Here is a 16104-nt window from a genome sequence, read left to right as displayed (position 1 = left end):
TATAATTTACTTAATTATAAAAACTTTTTTATTCTATTTATTATTATAGCCCCAAAGAATGTAATTAAAATAGCTTTTAATTCAAAATGCGCGCTACCTATTGCATAACTATTATCGATGTAATATTTAGTACAAAAATAAAGTATACCTGCATGACACAGATAAACAGTGTAACTTCCATCAGATATATATCTTACTATACACATAAATAAACCATTTTTCCAGTTTATGCTCAATATACACAGTATAATAAGTACACTATATACTATAACTGAAGGTCTCTGAAATGTCACTATATGTTCAAGATTTCTTGAATATTGATTGCCTAAAATAATGGCATCCAGAAGATAAAATATTGAACATATAAACATTATAAAAATTAAATATTTATATTTTTGAAGCTTTTGAAAAAAAATTTCTCTATTCTTGCCTATATAACCTCCAAGTGAAAAATAAAAAAGCCAATACAACAAATTTTTTTTGTCCCAGAACCACATATTAGTTGTAATATTTCCATAATAATACGTATATACAATTACTAAAACACTAATAATACAACTAATTAACAACCATAATTTATTTCCTATAAATTTATAAATAAATGGGAAAATCACATAAAATTCAACTATCAGAGGTATAAAATAAAAATGATAAAATACTTTACCATATATTATATAATTTATATCCTGTCGTATATTGAAATTTTTAGTAATTACAAATATATAAATCAGACACCATATAAAATACTGTGGAATAATTTTTTTTAATCTCTTCATTAAGAAATATAAATATCCCTGTTTTTTATTATAGCTTATAGTAAGACCCATACCTGATATAAATATAAATGCAGGAACAGAAAATCTTGAAATTTGATTTAATGCATATGTAAAGTTATATGTACTGGAATAAGGTTTATATCCAAGTACAGTTGCAGAAACATGGATACATATTACTGCAATTATTGACATTGCTCTAATTACATCCATTTGCAAAATACGTTCCTTACTAATTCAAAACACCTTCTCCATTTTATTGTATATTTCTTTTTAACATAAAATTTTTTAGTTTGTTTATCAAATCACTGTATTCTTTAATTTTTACAATATAAAGACACATGAAATAAACAATACTTCCCAATACAAAAGATACTAAAATTGAAATTATACTGCTCTTCATAGCATTTGTGAATTCAACAGCACATATTTTGTTGATAAAAAATATAAAAAGAGCCATTACCATTGATGCTATTGATACTTTAATAAAATTCACAAAAATATTCTTTAAATCTATTCCTTTAATCTTTTTATTCAAGTCCCATAACATGAGAACAGTAGTCATAACTGCAGATATAGTAGTGGCAAGAGTAAGCCCCGATACCTTCATATATTTTACTATGAATATATTTATTATTATATTTATTATTATTCCAAACAAGCTATTTATCATTGGTGTTTTTGCATCCTTTAACGAATAAAAAGCCTTATTTAATATATCCCTTACACCATAAGCAATCATCGCAGGACAGTAAAATAAAAGGGCACCTGCAGTTAAATTTACATCTTTTACAGTAAAAGCGCCTCTGCCGAATATTACTGTAACAAGTGGTATTCTGAGCATTCCTATAGCTACTGACGCAGGAACCATTATCATAATTATTGTTGTAAGTGCACTACCCAGTGATTTTTTATACTTAGTAAAATCTCCTTTAACTGCAAACTCAGATAAAGTAGGATATACAATCATGGCAATACCTATAGCAAATACTTCATATGCAAGAGTATTTATCTTATTTGAAAAGTCGAGTACCGTAACTGCTCCAAAATATATATTGTTTGCAAATGATCTATTGACAAATACATTAAGTTGTACTACTGATGTACTTACAACTATAGGAGTCATAAGTTTGAACATCCTGACTGTACTTTCATCTTTAAAATTAAGTGTTGGAAAATATCTATACCCTAGCTTCCTATACTTAGGTAAATTTATTATAAGCTGAGCAAAAAATCCTATTACTGTTGCTACGGCAAAACCCTTTATGCCATATTTTTCCGTTAAAAATATCAGATAAACTACATATACTAAATTTGATACAAGCGCCATTGCAGCAGGTTCATAAAATTCCTTATGAGATTGAAGCACTCCAGCAACTACACTTTGAATAGTTATAAATATAAGCGCTATAAACATTATCCTTGTTATCTCAACAGAAGTATTAAAGACTACAGGCTTAGACGTAAACCCATGTCCAAATAAATATATTATTTGCTTTGTAAATAGCATAAGTACTATTGTAATAAATATAGTAACTATTGAAGCTATACTTATTACATTATTTACAAATCTATTTCTATTTTTTATATTGCCTTTTTCTATATATTCAGTATTTAATGGTATAAATGTAGTTGTAAGTCCATAACTTATTGTAGTTAAAAGATTTACTATACCTATGGCAACATTATATATATCTGTAACATAAGTTGCCCCAAATTTTGATGCTATAAGAGAATCTCTAAAAAGAGCCACTATCTTTCCAGCTACTATTAAAATCATAACTATTATAGAACTTTTTATGAATGTCTTTTTTTTCATATATTACACTCCACTTAAAATCTGTTTGTAGGCATTATAATAATTTTGCCAGAATTTTTCCAAAGAAAATTTTATGACCATATCATTATATAAGTTTTCTCCCATATAGCATAAATTTTTTCTATTTAAATAAGCTGTCTTCATATTAGTAAAAATATCTCTTTCATTATCTGGATTTACTAAATATCCACTGCCTTTATTTATACTTTTGTCCATATCACAAACATTTGAACATATAATTGATTTTTTTAAGATTGCACTTTCAAGTATTACAAGTGGAGGTGCCCCACCTTCACTAAAAGATGTTAAAACACTTATATCTGAAGCATTTATAAAATCAAGAGGATTATCTCTGAAGCCAGCAAATTTTACACTATCTCTAATTTTTAAATCATATGACAGCTTCTTTAGATGTTCCTCTAAAGGACCATCCCCTACTAAAAGCAACTTTACATTTTCAAACTCTTTTTTTAAATATGAAAATGCTTTTATAAGTTTTTTGTGATTTTTAATAGGATGCATCCTTGCTATCATAACATAAACAAAGTCTTCACTTCTAATATGAAATTCCTGTCTAAGTATATCAGGCGAAATACTTTCCTTAAAAGAATCAAACTTCACTCCATTATTCACTACGTACTTATTTCCTTTAAAATTATTATCTTCAAGCAGTTTTTTCAAATAATCAGATACACATATATAGCTATTAAATTTTTTGAGCCCAATAATACTAAGTGGTGTATAAAAATACCTTTTAAAGCTATTATTTAAAAAATCATATCTATAATCGCTGTGAACAGTAGCTATACATGGCAAATTCAATTTTTTATTCATTATAAAATATAAAAAATTAGACTTAGCTCCATGAAAATTCAGCATATCTATATCGTTCTTATATATAATATCTTCTAATTTTCCATTAATTATCTGTTTAAATGTAAAATTAAAAGCACTTATATTATTTTTTAATGCTTTATCATACAACGGCCCGCTGCCTATGCACAATATAGAACATTTCATATCATCTATATCATTGGAACATATATTTATGACATGATTTCCGCCGCCGCCATTATCATTTCCGGATATTATATGTAATACATTCATATTAATCACCAATTTTTAAATTATTTTTCGTTTATTCTCCATATCCTTTTTTAAATATAATTCTATTATACTAAACATAGCAAACATTATTATTGTTCCCATTATTATACCTTTATGATCAAATTCATTTCCCGTAATTAATGAAAATACAAAATATATGAAAATAGAATTGAATGCACCCCTGCTATAGTTCAAATTCTTAGCAGCTGTTTTTAATCTGTTTATTATAATTAAAACAAATATACATGCTGCTGCTATGCCAAATTCAACTCCTATTTGTAAAATTAAATTATGGGCATTTTCCAGAGTATAACTTGGTGCGATAGCTCTATATCTTATATATTTTGGCATAGCAAAATATCCTTCAAGTGAAAAGTTCTTATATGCTTCGGCAAAGTTTCCTCCACCTATTCCAAATGGATATTTTTTCATAAGTATTATATCTGTAAATATAGATTGCAGCCTTGCTACCGCAGATTCGTTATTCAAAAATGATGTTGTAGTACCCCTGCTTATTATATAATGAAAAACAGGTTTAGCTATAAAGAGTGCCGGTACCAATAGTGCTACGAAAACTTTTCTGTATTTTTTGCTGTATAAAGACATAAATATTATAGCTATATAACAAATCCATGCGCCTCTGCTAAAAGTTATTAGTAAAGATATGGAATAGAGCAAAAACGAAGAATACAAAACAAGTTTTTCCTTTCTACTGTTTTTCTTATATAATATCATTTCAATAAGCAGTGGAAATACAGCAATTAATATACCTGCAAATATATTTACATTATTAAAACCAAATGTTAAAGATATTCTGTTATCTCTAATTGAAGTTAATGAAATTCCTTTGCTTAAAAGCTGTACAAAACCATATAAACAGCTAAAATCAAGCGCACTAATCAAAATATAATATATTTTATTTTTATCATCTTTATTAAAATATGTCATAAAACATAGCATGAACATTATAGGGGTTAAAACACCTATGTATACTTCACTAAGTGCTCCCAATATATCTACAGAATAAAAACTGCTATTTACACAAAATAAAAAAAATGCCAATATCATAAACATAAAATTAAATGATAAATTTTTTACAGTTTTAATCACATCTCTAAAACTACTTGCAAATAATACTGTTATGTAAATCGTTTCAAATGTTACCTTAATAAAAAATATATCAAAATAACATATTCGTCTAACTGTAGTATAAATTGGCAGCAAAAGTAAAAATATAATTATAGACTTTCTTCTATCCTTATATATTAGATACAAGTCTATAATTAAACATAAAAGTGCTATGAAAAGCATAAATGATGTACTCATTCCTATATTTTTATATAAAATCAAACTAGATGTAGCTGATACACCTATAGATATTAGAATTATCTTACCACATTCTTTTAAATACTTATGTATACCTTCATACATTTTATTACTTCTCCAATCTCCTAAAACCATCAATTTTACTTTTTATAATAGTTGAAATCAAATTTTTCTTTATCAACGGCAAAATCGCAATAATATTTATATTTTTGATTTAATTTTTCAATTGATGAATTTATTGTACTTTTACCCTTTATTGCATCTGTAATTAACTTTATCTCATAAGATTCTGAATCTCTATTCAAAAAAAGAGTTGGATCATAATTTTCACTATGAAATTTACTTACATCATTATATTCAGCATATTTATCGCCTTCAAATACCGTACTTTTTAAATTTACAGGCAATTCATTTTTTGTTTCAAGTATTTGCTTGTTTACATCTTCGCTTAGCATATACTCATATACTTTTTTTATTGCTTCTTTCTTTTTTTCATCTTTAGCAGATTCCTTATTTATAACCAAAAAATCATTATTTTTTATATAATAATAAATATTTTTATTTTCTTTGCCTATCTGAACAACATCTCCTATTCCCATTGAAAAATGTATCGGTACTACATCAGAAAAATATTTTTTGTCTTCAAAAGTACTTATCATCATTGCAACATTTCCCTGGCAAAATTGAGAACTGATCTGTTTGCTGCTATTTTCATCAAAATTATTTGCTATTAAATTTAACTTATACATTTTATTATAAACATTAAGTATATCATAAGCATATTTAAAATCATATTCACCCTTTTTATAGTTCCAAAAGCTTGTATATATGTCCCCCAAGTTTACACTTGGTTCACCAAGAGATACTTTCATATCGTCTGATTCTTTCATTGGAAATGCAAAAGGTGTAACTTGTGGAAATCTTTTCTTTATTTTTAATGAATAATCTATTATCTCTTCCCATGTCTTAGGTGGTTTTTCAGGATCTAACCCTGCCTCTTTAAACAGTTCCTTATTCCAAACCATTTTTACGTTCGTATCCGTTAATTTTACGCCTATAGGCATATCCTCATATTTAACTATATTAGAGTTATCAACCTTGCTTTTGTCAAAATTAATGCCATCCAAACTTACTATTTGATTATTCTGCATAAGAGTTTTAAAACCATATTGAAAAATATCTGGAGCATTTAGTCCAGATGCCAATGTAGTTCTTATTGCATTATCATAATCTTGTTTATATTGGGTAAGTATTATGTATATATTATCTTTATTATTTTTATTGAATTTTTCTATTTGAAATTTTCTTGCAGGAGATACATCACTCTTTTTAAGCCACAATCTAACTATTGTTTTATTTTTTAATGGCAGTGATACTTTTTTATAACTTGAATAGCTTTTATAAAATTCAGCTCTATATATAAAGGATATAAAAAGTACCAGTATTATAATTAAGCTATATACAATAATTCTTAATTTACTGCCTTTCATTTTAACTTCTCTCCTAATTTTTCATATGCATCTAATAATCTTTTCTCACAAATATTCCAATTGTATATTTCTTTAACTTTATTAAATCCATTGTTGCCCATAACCTTCACCATTTCTAAGTTCTCTGCCAATTTCAAAATCGCCCTTGATATGTCTTGAGGTGAATCAGGTTTAACTAAAATTCCATTTTCACACGAAGATATTATATTTTCAACCATAGGGAAATTGCTACCTATAACAGCAATCTTACTACTCATATATTCAAATAATTTTACAGGTTCAGAATTTACATATCTCCAATTATCAGGTTGAAGTATTACAAATCCAACATGAGATATATTTAAATAATCAAATACTCTTTTATGAGGAATCTTTCCTGTAAATGTAATATCCATATTATTTAATTTATTGTTTATAAATTTTCTACATTTCAATTCAAATTTTTCCGTTTCAAATGATCCGAGAAATATATATTTAAAATCCCTGTCTTTTATAATATTTATAGCTTGAAGTATTTTGAATATACCTCTATCCTCTCTTAGTCCCCCTACATATATAAATGTTGGTTTTTTATTTAACTTATTCTCAAAGTTTCTATATTTTATAACAGGATAATTTGGTATCAATTGCACATTATCATGATATTTTTTAAATTTATCAACTAAAATATTGTTTACAGTAATTATACAATCAGCTTGCTTAGCTAGCCTTTTTTCATACAAATATATTATATTTTTTACTAATGAACTTATAAATCCAAAATGTTCCGCAAAAGCTTCGGGGTAATATTCATGGGAATCATATATTATTTTAGCATTTAATTCTTTTTTTAATTTTGTTGCTACTTGAAAAGAATCAGGCTCATGTGCATGATATACATCTGCATTTATCTCCTTTGCTATATTAAATATATCTTTCATAGGTCTCATTCTATCATACCATTTTTTTCTTTTTGGAAAACACTTTACTATTATGCCATGTTCTGTTACAAAGTCTTTGTCTCCCGGTGCTACTAAATATATTTGATCATATCTTTTCTTCAAAGATAAAATTTCTTTATAATAAATTCTATTGTCAAATACATCATGTCCTGATGTAAGCATACATATCTTCATAAATTACACCTCATAGGTTAGTCTATTATTCATTTTATCAGTGTTGTTTCTTTGTTGATATCATTTTTTCGTATAACTTTATAACTTTTTTGGCATTGCTATTCCATGTAAAATACTTTATAACTGTATTTCTACCATTTTTTGCTATTATATTCCTTTTTTTATCATCTTTTATAAGCATATCCAAAACATCAATCAAACTTGTTACATCTTCTCTTTTTACAAGAAAACCATTATATCCATTTTTTATGGCATCTTCAATTCCTTCGCCTTCTACTCCTATAACAGCAACTCTTTTCGACATTGCCTCTATATAAACAGTACCAAATCCTTCATTATAACTTGGAAGCGAAAATATATCATAATCAGACATACTCTTTAATACTTCGTCATGTTCTTTTTTACCTAAGAAATTAACAACATCCTCTAAACCAAGCTCACGTACCAACTTTCTAAGTTGAATCTCAAACTCTCCTTCTCCTATTATATCATACTGTATATTACCATATTTGCCCTTTAGTTGACTTATTGCCCTCAAATTTATTTGTATTCCTTTAGTTTTTTTCAAATTTGATACACTTAAAATTTTTATTTTATCTTTAATCTCATTCTTTTTTATATTTTCAATATTATTTTCAATATTATTTTCAAAGCAGTCATCATCTATGCCATTATTTATAACGTTTATTTTATAACAAAATTCCTGTTCTTTTACTATATTTTTTAATTTATTACTGACTGTTATTATCTTATCTGCACTATTTAAAACTCTAAATACTGCTTCTCTACATTTTTTATTCTTATTTATAGTATTTTGAAAATCCTGACCGTGTATTGTAACTATATGCGGCACATTAAAATAGTTATTTATAAGCATACCACTATATCCATCAGGTAATGCCACATTAGAATGTATTAAGTCAAATTTAAAATTTTTATATATTTTTCTTATTATATTTTTTATGCCTTTCGCCATAAAATAACCGGATTTCTGAAATAAAATTCCACGTGGAAATTCTAAGTACCTTGGATAATAAACTTCTATAGAATCTATTACATCCTTGTCCGGTATATTGTTATATCCCTTCCATTTCTTATTAACCACATTAAAAGGAAAAGGAGTCCATGGTACAGGGCTCACAACCTTTACTTCGCATCCATTTTGTACTAACGCTTTAGCCTGTTTGAATACGAATATTCCAGACATACTATTAAAATTTGAAGGATACATATGTGAAATTATTAAAACTTTCATCTTTTCCACCCATAATCAGATTTATTTCTTTCTAGTATAAGTTGGTACCTTCTGTTCCATAAGCTTGAATATCTGTTCCCTGTCACCGTCATGTGAAACCTTCCTGAATTCATCTATGGAATCTTCAATATACTTGATGTCTATTTTGTTTGGCTTCTCTACAAATATCTTCTTGTGTTCTGTAGATGTAAGCGCTATTTCATCCATCAGAAGTTCCTCATACAGTTTTTCACCCGGTCTAAGCCCTGTATACTCTATTTTTATCTCCTCATCTGGTTTATATCCAGAAAGTGTTATCAAATCTCTCGCAAGGTCAGCTATTTTTACAGGCTTACCCATGTCAAGCACAAAGATTTCCCCTCCGTTTGCTATGGCTCCTGCCTGTATTACCAGCTGCGCTGCCTCCGGTATCGTCATAAAAAACCTGTTTATTTCAGGGTGTGTTACCGTCACAGGTCCGCCGTGGGCTATCTGTTTCTTGAAAAGCGGTATTACAGAACCGTTGCTTCCAAGCACATTTCCAAACCTTACTGCCACGTACTCCGTACTGCTCACTTCGTCAAAGGCTTGAACCATCATCTCACAGAACCTCTTTGTCGCACCCATTATATTCGTTGGGTTTACTGCCTTGTCCGTGCTTATCTGCACAAACTTCTTAACGCTGAATTCACTGCAGCACTTAAGCACATTGTACGTTCCTATTATATTGTTCTTTACTGCCTCTCCAGGGTTCATCTCCATAAGCGGAACGTGTTTGTGTGCCGCCGCATGGAACACAACATCCGGCCTGAAGTCCCTGAATACCTCCCTCATTTTGTCAATGTCCCTTATTGATGCTATTATTACCTTCTTGTTGAGTTCGGGGTGGTTATAGTTTAGCTCCATCTGAACATCATACACGTTATTTTCATATATATCCAGTATCAGAAGCTCACGTGGCTTGAACTTTGCTATCTGCCTGCACAGCTCAGAACCTATAGACCCGCCTCCGCCAGTTACCAGTATAACTTTATCTTTTATGTACCTGTTTATATTATCGCTGTTTAGTTTTACCTCTTCCCTGCCAAGCAGGTCCTCTATATTTACATCCCTGAGTTTGCTTATATTTACCCTTCCGTCTACTATCTCGTATATACCGGGTAAAATCTTCAATTTACATTCTGTCTCCTTGCAGATATTTATTATTTTCTTCTTCCTCTGCATATCAACCGAAGGTATCGCTATTATTATCTCCTCTATACCTTTTTCACTGCATACTCTTATTATATCGTCCCTTCCGCCAAGGACCTCTATACCGCTTATCAATTTTCCCTTCTTTGAGAGGTCATCATCTATAAGCCCTTTTATATCATAGTTTAAATTGCTGTGCCTCTTTATCTCCTTCACCAGCATTGCTGCCGCATCTCCTGCACCTATTATAAGCAGTTTCTTACTCTTCCTGCAAATTTTCTTTCCAGCTGCCGGCTGTTCTCTGCTGCCCTGCTCGAACATCCTCAGTAAAAATCTGGTGCCTCCAAGTATAACTACAGACAGTATCCAGAATATTATATGCACTGAAAAAGGAAACCTGTAATACCTGTTCTCCAAAAACTTAAAACTTATGATATAGCTGTAGAGTACAAATATAATGTTTGATAGTGAAACAGAATATATAACAGATACCAGCTCCTCCACGGAGGCATATTTCCATATGCTGCTATATAACTTAAAAAACTTGTTAAATACAAGCGTTATTACTATTACCGGAACTATGGACAATTTTAAAAATCCCATGTATTCAGCCGGCATACTAAAATTAAACCTAAGCAGTATGGCCAGATACAGTGAAACTGCGAGCAATACCGCATCGTATATAATAAGCTTCCTGTCTTCCTGCATTTAAACACTTCCTACTGTTATTTTTCTATTTTCTTTCATTAATCTCCCTTTTTCTATTTTACATCATAAACAAAATTATTCAATAAAAAGTTATTTAACATATTTAACGAAATATACATTTGATATAATAGAAGATAAAATATAAACTGAAACTGTAGCTAATGATGCTCCTAAAGATCCAAATTTACTTATTAAAACTATGTTAAGAAATACATTAACTAAAGCAGTTATAAGTGAATTATAAAAATTCACCTTTACCAATTTCATACTTGAAAGTATATTGCCTGATGGTATTCTAAATGTACCAGCTATAAGATATCCTATAGACAATATTCTAAAGTTAGTCACTGCATCCAAATACTTTTTAGTAAATACTATTCTAATAATATATGGTGCTAAAATTATAAGTACAATAGTTATTATGCTATTTAATATAAATAAATATTTCACAAGTATTTTATATTTATCCTTAATCCATTTATTGTCATCCCAATGTCTGGCAAAGTATGGATATGCAAAAGTTATTATAGCTGTAGGTATAAATGTCAGATTAAATGGTATAAGCACAGCATTGTTATATGATGCTACCACAGCACTATTTTTTGTTATAAACCCTACAAAGAAGACATCCATTAAATACAAAAGTTGTGACATGAAATTTGTGAACCAGCATGTTATAGAATATTTTAAGAAATCCATCTTTTCTTTTACTTTTGGATATTCAACCTCTATAATTTTCTTTAGTTGATGCCTTATAAAATATATTCCAATAATAATAGATACTATGTAAGCTATATATCTTCCTATAATTATACCCTTTATGCTAAAATATCTGCCAAGTACTATATTTCCGAGGAAATACAGTAATGTATTTATAACTGTCAGAGAGGAAAATTCGCTATTTCTAAATTCAGTTCTAAGAAACGTCTGAATTTCATTAAAAAATATAGTCACAAGTGGTATCAATGACATATAAAAAAGTATTTCTGAGCTTCCCTCTATAGGGAGTTTAAAAAAGCTTGCATATATCATAATACATATGGCTAAAAATATATTAAACATACTTCCTATTTTTACAGCATATTTAAAATACGAAAGTTTTCTAGTTTCAGTTTTTTCCATGCTGCAATACTGTAATGATCCTGATACCATTCCCAGGCCATCTAAGAGTAAAAATATATTTAATATATTTTGAGCATATATAAATTTTCCATATAGACTTACTGATAGTATTCTCACCAGAAGCATACTTATGCCAAATTGTATTATTTTGTTTATAAAGCTTGCACTGAATATCTGAAAAAGTCCCTTTTTCAAGGCTTTTTTCAGAGTATTTACATCTTGCATAAATAAGCCTCCAGATTAAATATAAAAATAAGCAATTTATCTTTTTATATTTTCTAATATATCTTCTAATTTTTTTGTTATAGTATCTCTGGAATAGTTTTTCATGACATAATTTCTTCCATTACTACCCAATGTACGTCTTAGTTCAACATCCTCAGCCAATTTTAAAATTGCATCTGCCATAGCTTTTGAATTTTCAGGCTCAACTACTATTCCAGCCTTAGCTTCATTTATAAGATTTGCCGCTTCACCTTCTACTGCAAGAACAATTGGAAGTTCTGTTGAAAGAGCTTCAAACATCTTGGATGGAAGTGCACCCTTAAATAAATCAAGTTTCTTAAGTGGTATAACAGAGGCATCCATTGAAGCAATTATTCTTGGCATATTTGCTTTTGGTTGAACTGGTAAAAATGTAACATTTTTAAGACCTTTATTATTAACCATGTCTATTAATTTCTTCTTCTCAGGTCCATCACCTACAAAAACAAATTGTATGTTTTCCTTATCCTTTAAAATTTCTGCTGCATTTATAATAACTTCAAGTCCTTGTGCAAGTCCATGTATTCCACCATAACAGGCAGCAAATTTATTTTCTATTCCTATGCTCTTTCTAAATTCATCATCTCTGTTTTCCTTCTTGAAAAATTCAGTATCAACACCATTTGTTATGAGATGAACTTTTTTCTCGTCAAAACCTCTGTCTACTATATTTTTGACTATTCCTTTGGTCTGTCCTGTAACAGCATCGGCCTTTCTATAACAATACTCTTCAAGCAAGGTAGATGCTTTTATAAGTAACTTGTTGTGAAGCACTCCGAGCTTAACAGCAGATTCAGGCCATAGATCCGATATATTAAACACAAATTTAGCCTTTAATTTTTTAGATATAACATATCCTGACCACCCCAAGAAAAGCGGCGGTGATTCAGTCAAAACTACATCCTGATTACCAACATGTTTTGCACCAGTAAACACAGATGAGAAAGTAAACGAAAGATAATTTCTTAGTCTCTTTGTAAAACTCTTTTCTTTGGTAGCATATATGCTTGTTCTAACTACTTTTATTCCTTCAATTTCCTCTATCATAAGCTTCTTACCTTTATATCCATCAAATATTTCTCCTTTTGGATAATTAGGCATAGCTGTAAGCACAGTAACTTCATGTCCAAACTTCTTTAACCTCTTTGCGAATTCAAAAATTCTATTTTGAGGTGCACCTACTTCAGGAGGACAATACTGTGTTAAAAATAATATTTTCATATTTTCACCTCTGTCTTATCATATTCTCTGTCTCAATATATTTAATATTTTTTCTCCTGCCTTGCCATTACCAAATATATCTTCTTGTGGCTTATCAGGAACAAAATCAACTATAGATTTTAAAATTTTGGATTTATCTGTCCCTACTACAACATTCCATCCATTTTCAACAGTTTCAACCCACTCTGTCTCATCTCTCATTGTTATACATGGTTTTTTCATAAAAAATGCTTCTTTTTGAACTCCGCCGCTATCTGTAACAATCTTTTGTGAATGCATTTCCAAGCTTATCATATCTAAATATCCAACAGGTTCAATTAACTTTATATTGTCACCAAACTTTAATCCATAATCTTCTACATATTTTTTTGTCCTTGGATGTAATGGAAGAACTATCTTTCTATCACTTTCATTCAAAGCTTCTATAATATTTTTCAATCTGTTTATATCATTAGTATTTTCTGCTCTATGTATAGTTGTAAGTATATACTCTTTATCTTCTAAATTTAATATGTTAATTATGTTAGATTTTTCTGTAGATAACTTTTTAAAATTAATTACAGCATCAAACATTACATCTCCTACATTATGTACATTATCTTTTATTCCTTCATTATTTAAATTTTCTACAGCTGTTTTCGTAGGTGGAAATAATATTTTAGATATATGGTCTGTCAAAATTCTATTTTGTTCCTCCGGCATATTCATGTCAAAGCTTCTAAGTCCAGCTTCTACGTGAGCTACAGGTATGAGAAGCTTACTAGCTGCAAGTGCTCCTGCCAAAGTTGAATTTGTATCTCCATATACTAAAACCATATCTGGCTTTTCTTTAAGATATATTTCTTCTAATTCTATAAGCATAGTACCTGTTTGTTTTCCATGATTTCCAGATCCAACTCCTAGATTATAATCTGGTTTTGGTATATTTAATTCATCAAAAAACACTTTAGACATATTTTCATCATAGTGCTGTCCTGTATGAATTAGCACTTCATCAAACTCTTTTCTTATAATATTGGATACTGCCGCTGCTTTTATAAATTGAGGTCTCGCTCCAACTACTGTTAATATTTTCATAATTTCACCGCCAAATGCAAATTTATATATTTATTATTTCATTATATATTTTAACCACTTTATTAGAATTATCTTAACTTATGAAATAAACCTAAATATTATTATATCACGTTAAAAAAAGTACAGCATTAAAATACCTTACATTTTTGAATGTTTATAATATATTTACTTTTATTTTTCATATGTTAACAATTTTTTAATATTGTTATTAGTATTCAATTACTTTATAATAGTACTATTAATCATCAATTGAAAGGAGCAAGCATATGAGAAAAATTTTTAAGCCACTTTTTGTTTTATTATTACTATTCTCATTTTCATTTCCAGCAAAAGCAGCATCCTTTAACAGCGATGATCCTGTAGATATAGATAAAAGCTGGATTATTAACTTTTCAAAATCTATATTTGATAACCAGGATTTGAATAATTTAATAAAAATCTACGATAGTAATAATAATGCATTAAATCTTCAATTTGAAAAAAGTAATGACAACAAGACATTAAGTGTATCTTCTTTGAATCAATATGAAAAAGGCGTAAAATACACACTTGTTGTAAATAAAGATCTTAAATCTACAGATAACCATTCGCTTGGCAGCGATACAAAAATGGAATTCACAACAAAAAATGGTTCTACATATTATGTCTCACCTGATGGTAATGACACAAATAATGGTTCTACATCATCTCCATTTAAAACAATTTCTAAAGCTGTAGAAAAAATGAACGCTGGAGATACTCTTTTATTAAGAGGTGGTACATATTACGAAAGACTGGACTTAACTAAATCCGGTAATGCTTCAAGCTATTATACAATAAAGGCTTATCCCGGTGAAACACCAATTTTAGATGGTTCACAGGCAAAAGATTCTCTTAGCGGAGATTCCGCACTGGTTTTCCAGAGTAATAGCTACTGGAAGATAGATGGACTTTCCATTCAAAATTATCATAGTGCCGGAATATACTTAAAAAATGGTGCAAATAACATTAACATGAACAATCTTAAAATATACAGCATAGATCCTTTGACTGATACAAATTATGGCTGTTCAGCAATCTTCTCAGAAGGCAATGTTCAAAATTGTTCTGTTACAAATTCGGATATTCATAATGTTGGTCTAAAATATGATAGAAACTGGCACCATGGTATATATATTACTGGTGGAGCACAATATTGGAAAATAGATAATAATAAAATACATGATAATGGCGGAAGTGCTATACACTTATATAATGGTTCATCATTCAGTGGCAAAAATATTACTATAACAAACAATACTCTATACAATAATCATAAAACTGGATTAACCATGTGGACAAATGCAAATAACAACACCATTAAAAATAATATTTTTTACAATAATACTTCCTACGATTTAGAAATAGATCCAACGTCAATTCAAAATACTTTTACATATAATACTTTTGGATCTCATAATTCAGATTACAATATATTCTTCAGGGATCCAGGTCCTGGCTCAAGTGATAAAAATACACTGGATTACAACAAATATTACAAACTAAATTTAAGCAAAGTTGTATATGCTCACAGTTTAGCTCTTGATTATAATAAATGGAGATCATATTCACAAGAATCGCATGGACAATTCTTTAATAATCAGTATACACCCAGGTAATTAACAAAATAAAAGCTCTC

Annotated in this window: 12 protein-coding genes; 1 reads left to right on the top strand and 11 read right to left on the bottom strand. The window is 29.0% G+C overall.

The window, feature by feature from the left end:
* Positions 1–14: 14 nt before the first annotated feature.
* The 11 genes from J2Z42_RS05595 to wecB form a co-directional block, all read right to left on the bottom strand.
* Positions 15–986, bottom strand: coding sequence for an acyltransferase (locus tag J2Z42_RS05595; protein ID WP_209701666.1), 972 nt, complete (start codon positions 984–986; stop codon positions 15–17).
* A gap of 43 nt (positions 987–1029) precedes the next feature.
* Positions 1030–2592, bottom strand: a complete 1563-nt coding sequence (gene murJ, locus J2Z42_RS05590; protein WP_209701665.1) for a murein biosynthesis integral membrane protein MurJ — start codon at positions 2590–2592, stop codon at positions 1030–1032.
* 3 nt (positions 2593–2595) lie between these two features.
* Positions 2596–3699 carry a glycosyltransferase gene (locus J2Z42_RS05585; RefSeq protein WP_245331502.1) on the bottom strand — a complete coding sequence of 368 codons (1104 nt, stop codon included), beginning with the start codon at positions 3697–3699 and terminating at the stop codon, positions 2596–2598.
* A gap of 15 nt (positions 3700–3714) precedes the next feature.
* Positions 3715–5130 (bottom strand): O-antigen ligase family protein, encoded by a 1416-nt coding sequence (locus J2Z42_RS05580; RefSeq protein WP_209701664.1) that lies wholly within the window; start codon positions 5128–5130, stop codon positions 3715–3717.
* A gap of 35 nt (positions 5131–5165) precedes the next feature.
* A complete protein-coding gene (locus tag J2Z42_RS05575) occupies positions 5166–6515 on the bottom strand; it encodes an ABC transporter substrate-binding protein (RefSeq protein ID WP_209701663.1) in 1350 nt (449 codons plus the stop codon).
* Positions 6512–7630 (bottom strand): glycosyltransferase family 4 protein, encoded by a 1119-nt coding sequence (locus J2Z42_RS05570; RefSeq protein ID WP_209701662.1) that lies wholly within the window; start codon positions 7628–7630, stop codon positions 6512–6514. The genes J2Z42_RS05575 and J2Z42_RS05570 overlap by 4 nt, the downstream gene beginning before the upstream one ends.
* A 37-nt stretch (positions 7631–7667) precedes the next feature.
* Positions 7668–8885: a glycosyltransferase gene (locus J2Z42_RS05565; protein WP_209701661.1), complete on the bottom strand. Its 1218-nt coding sequence runs from the start codon at positions 8883–8885 to the stop codon at positions 7668–7670.
* 21 nt (positions 8886–8906) lie between these two features.
* Positions 8907–10763, bottom strand: coding sequence for a polysaccharide biosynthesis protein (locus tag J2Z42_RS05560; protein WP_209701660.1), 1857 nt, complete (start codon positions 10761–10763; stop codon positions 8907–8909).
* Between the two features lie 90 nt (positions 10764–10853).
* On the bottom strand, positions 10854–12110 hold the full coding sequence (locus J2Z42_RS05555; RefSeq protein WP_209701659.1) for an oligosaccharide flippase family protein: 1257 nt from the start codon (positions 12108–12110) through the stop codon (positions 10854–10856).
* A 36-nt stretch (positions 12111–12146) separates the two neighbouring features.
* Positions 12147–13370 carry a glycosyltransferase family 4 protein gene (locus J2Z42_RS05550; RefSeq protein WP_209701658.1) on the bottom strand — a complete coding sequence of 408 codons (1224 nt, stop codon included), beginning with the start codon at positions 13368–13370 and terminating at the stop codon, positions 12147–12149.
* A gap of 18 nt (positions 13371–13388) precedes the next feature.
* Positions 13389–14447 (bottom strand): non-hydrolyzing UDP-N-acetylglucosamine 2-epimerase, encoded by a 1059-nt coding sequence (gene wecB, locus J2Z42_RS05545; RefSeq protein ID WP_209701657.1) that lies wholly within the window; start codon positions 14445–14447, stop codon positions 13389–13391.
* Positions 14448–14713: 266 nt separating this feature from the next.
* Here wecB and J2Z42_RS05540 point away from each other — a divergent pair, with 266 nt between their 5' ends.
* Positions 14714–16084, top strand: coding sequence for a right-handed parallel beta-helix repeat-containing protein (locus J2Z42_RS05540; protein WP_209701656.1), 1371 nt, complete (start codon positions 14714–14716; stop codon positions 16082–16084).
* Positions 16085–16104: the final 20 nt, after the last annotated feature.

The organism is Clostridium algifaecis, assembly GCF_017874415.1.
Lineage (GTDB): Bacteria > Bacillota > Clostridia > Clostridiales > Clostridiaceae > Clostridium_B > Clostridium_B algifaecis.
This window is presented reverse-complemented; position numbering and strand designations above follow the sequence as displayed.

What these genes read in the sequence shown, in the direction of transcription:
- J2Z42_RS05560 (WP_209701660.1), bottom strand. Translation starts at nt 10,763, where the DNA reads ATGCAGGAAGACAGGAAGCTTATTATATACGATGCGGTATTGCTCGCA.
- J2Z42_RS05555 (WP_209701659.1), bottom strand. Translation starts at nt 12,110, where the DNA reads ATGCAAGATGTAAATACTCTGAAAAAAGCCTTGAAAAAGGGACTTTTT.
- J2Z42_RS05580 (WP_209701664.1), bottom strand. Translation starts at nt 5,130, where the DNA reads ATGTATGAAGGTATACATAAGTATTTAAAAGAATGTGGTAAGATAATT.
- wecB (WP_209701657.1), bottom strand. Translation starts at nt 14,447, where the DNA reads ATGAAAATATTAACAGTAGTTGGAGCGAGACCTCAATTTATAAAAGCA.
- J2Z42_RS05550 (WP_209701658.1), bottom strand. Translation starts at nt 13,370, where the DNA reads ATGAAAATATTATTTTTAACACAGTATTGTCCTCCTGAAGTAGGTGCA.
- J2Z42_RS05540 (WP_209701656.1), top strand. Translation starts at nt 14,714, where the DNA reads ATGAGAAAAATTTTTAAGCCACTTTTTGTTTTATTATTACTATTCTCA.
- J2Z42_RS05570 (WP_209701662.1), bottom strand. Translation starts at nt 7,630, where the DNA reads ATGAAGATATGTATGCTTACATCAGGACATGATGTATTTGACAATAGA.
- J2Z42_RS05565 (WP_209701661.1), bottom strand. Translation starts at nt 8,885, where the DNA reads ATGAAAGTTTTAATAATTTCACATATGTATCCTTCAAATTTTAATAGT.
- J2Z42_RS05575 (WP_209701663.1), bottom strand. Translation starts at nt 6,515, where the DNA reads ATGAAAGGCAGTAAATTAAGAATTATTGTATATAGCTTAATTATAATA.
- murJ (WP_209701665.1), bottom strand. Translation starts at nt 2,592, where the DNA reads ATGAAAAAAAAGACATTCATAAAAAGTTCTATAATAGTTATGATTTTA.
- J2Z42_RS05595 (WP_209701666.1), bottom strand. Translation starts at nt 986, where the DNA reads ATGGATGTAATTAGAGCAATGTCAATAATTGCAGTAATATGTATCCAT.
- J2Z42_RS05585 (WP_245331502.1), bottom strand. Translation starts at nt 3,699, where the DNA reads ATGAATGTATTACATATAATATCCGGAAATGATAATGGCGGCGGCGGA.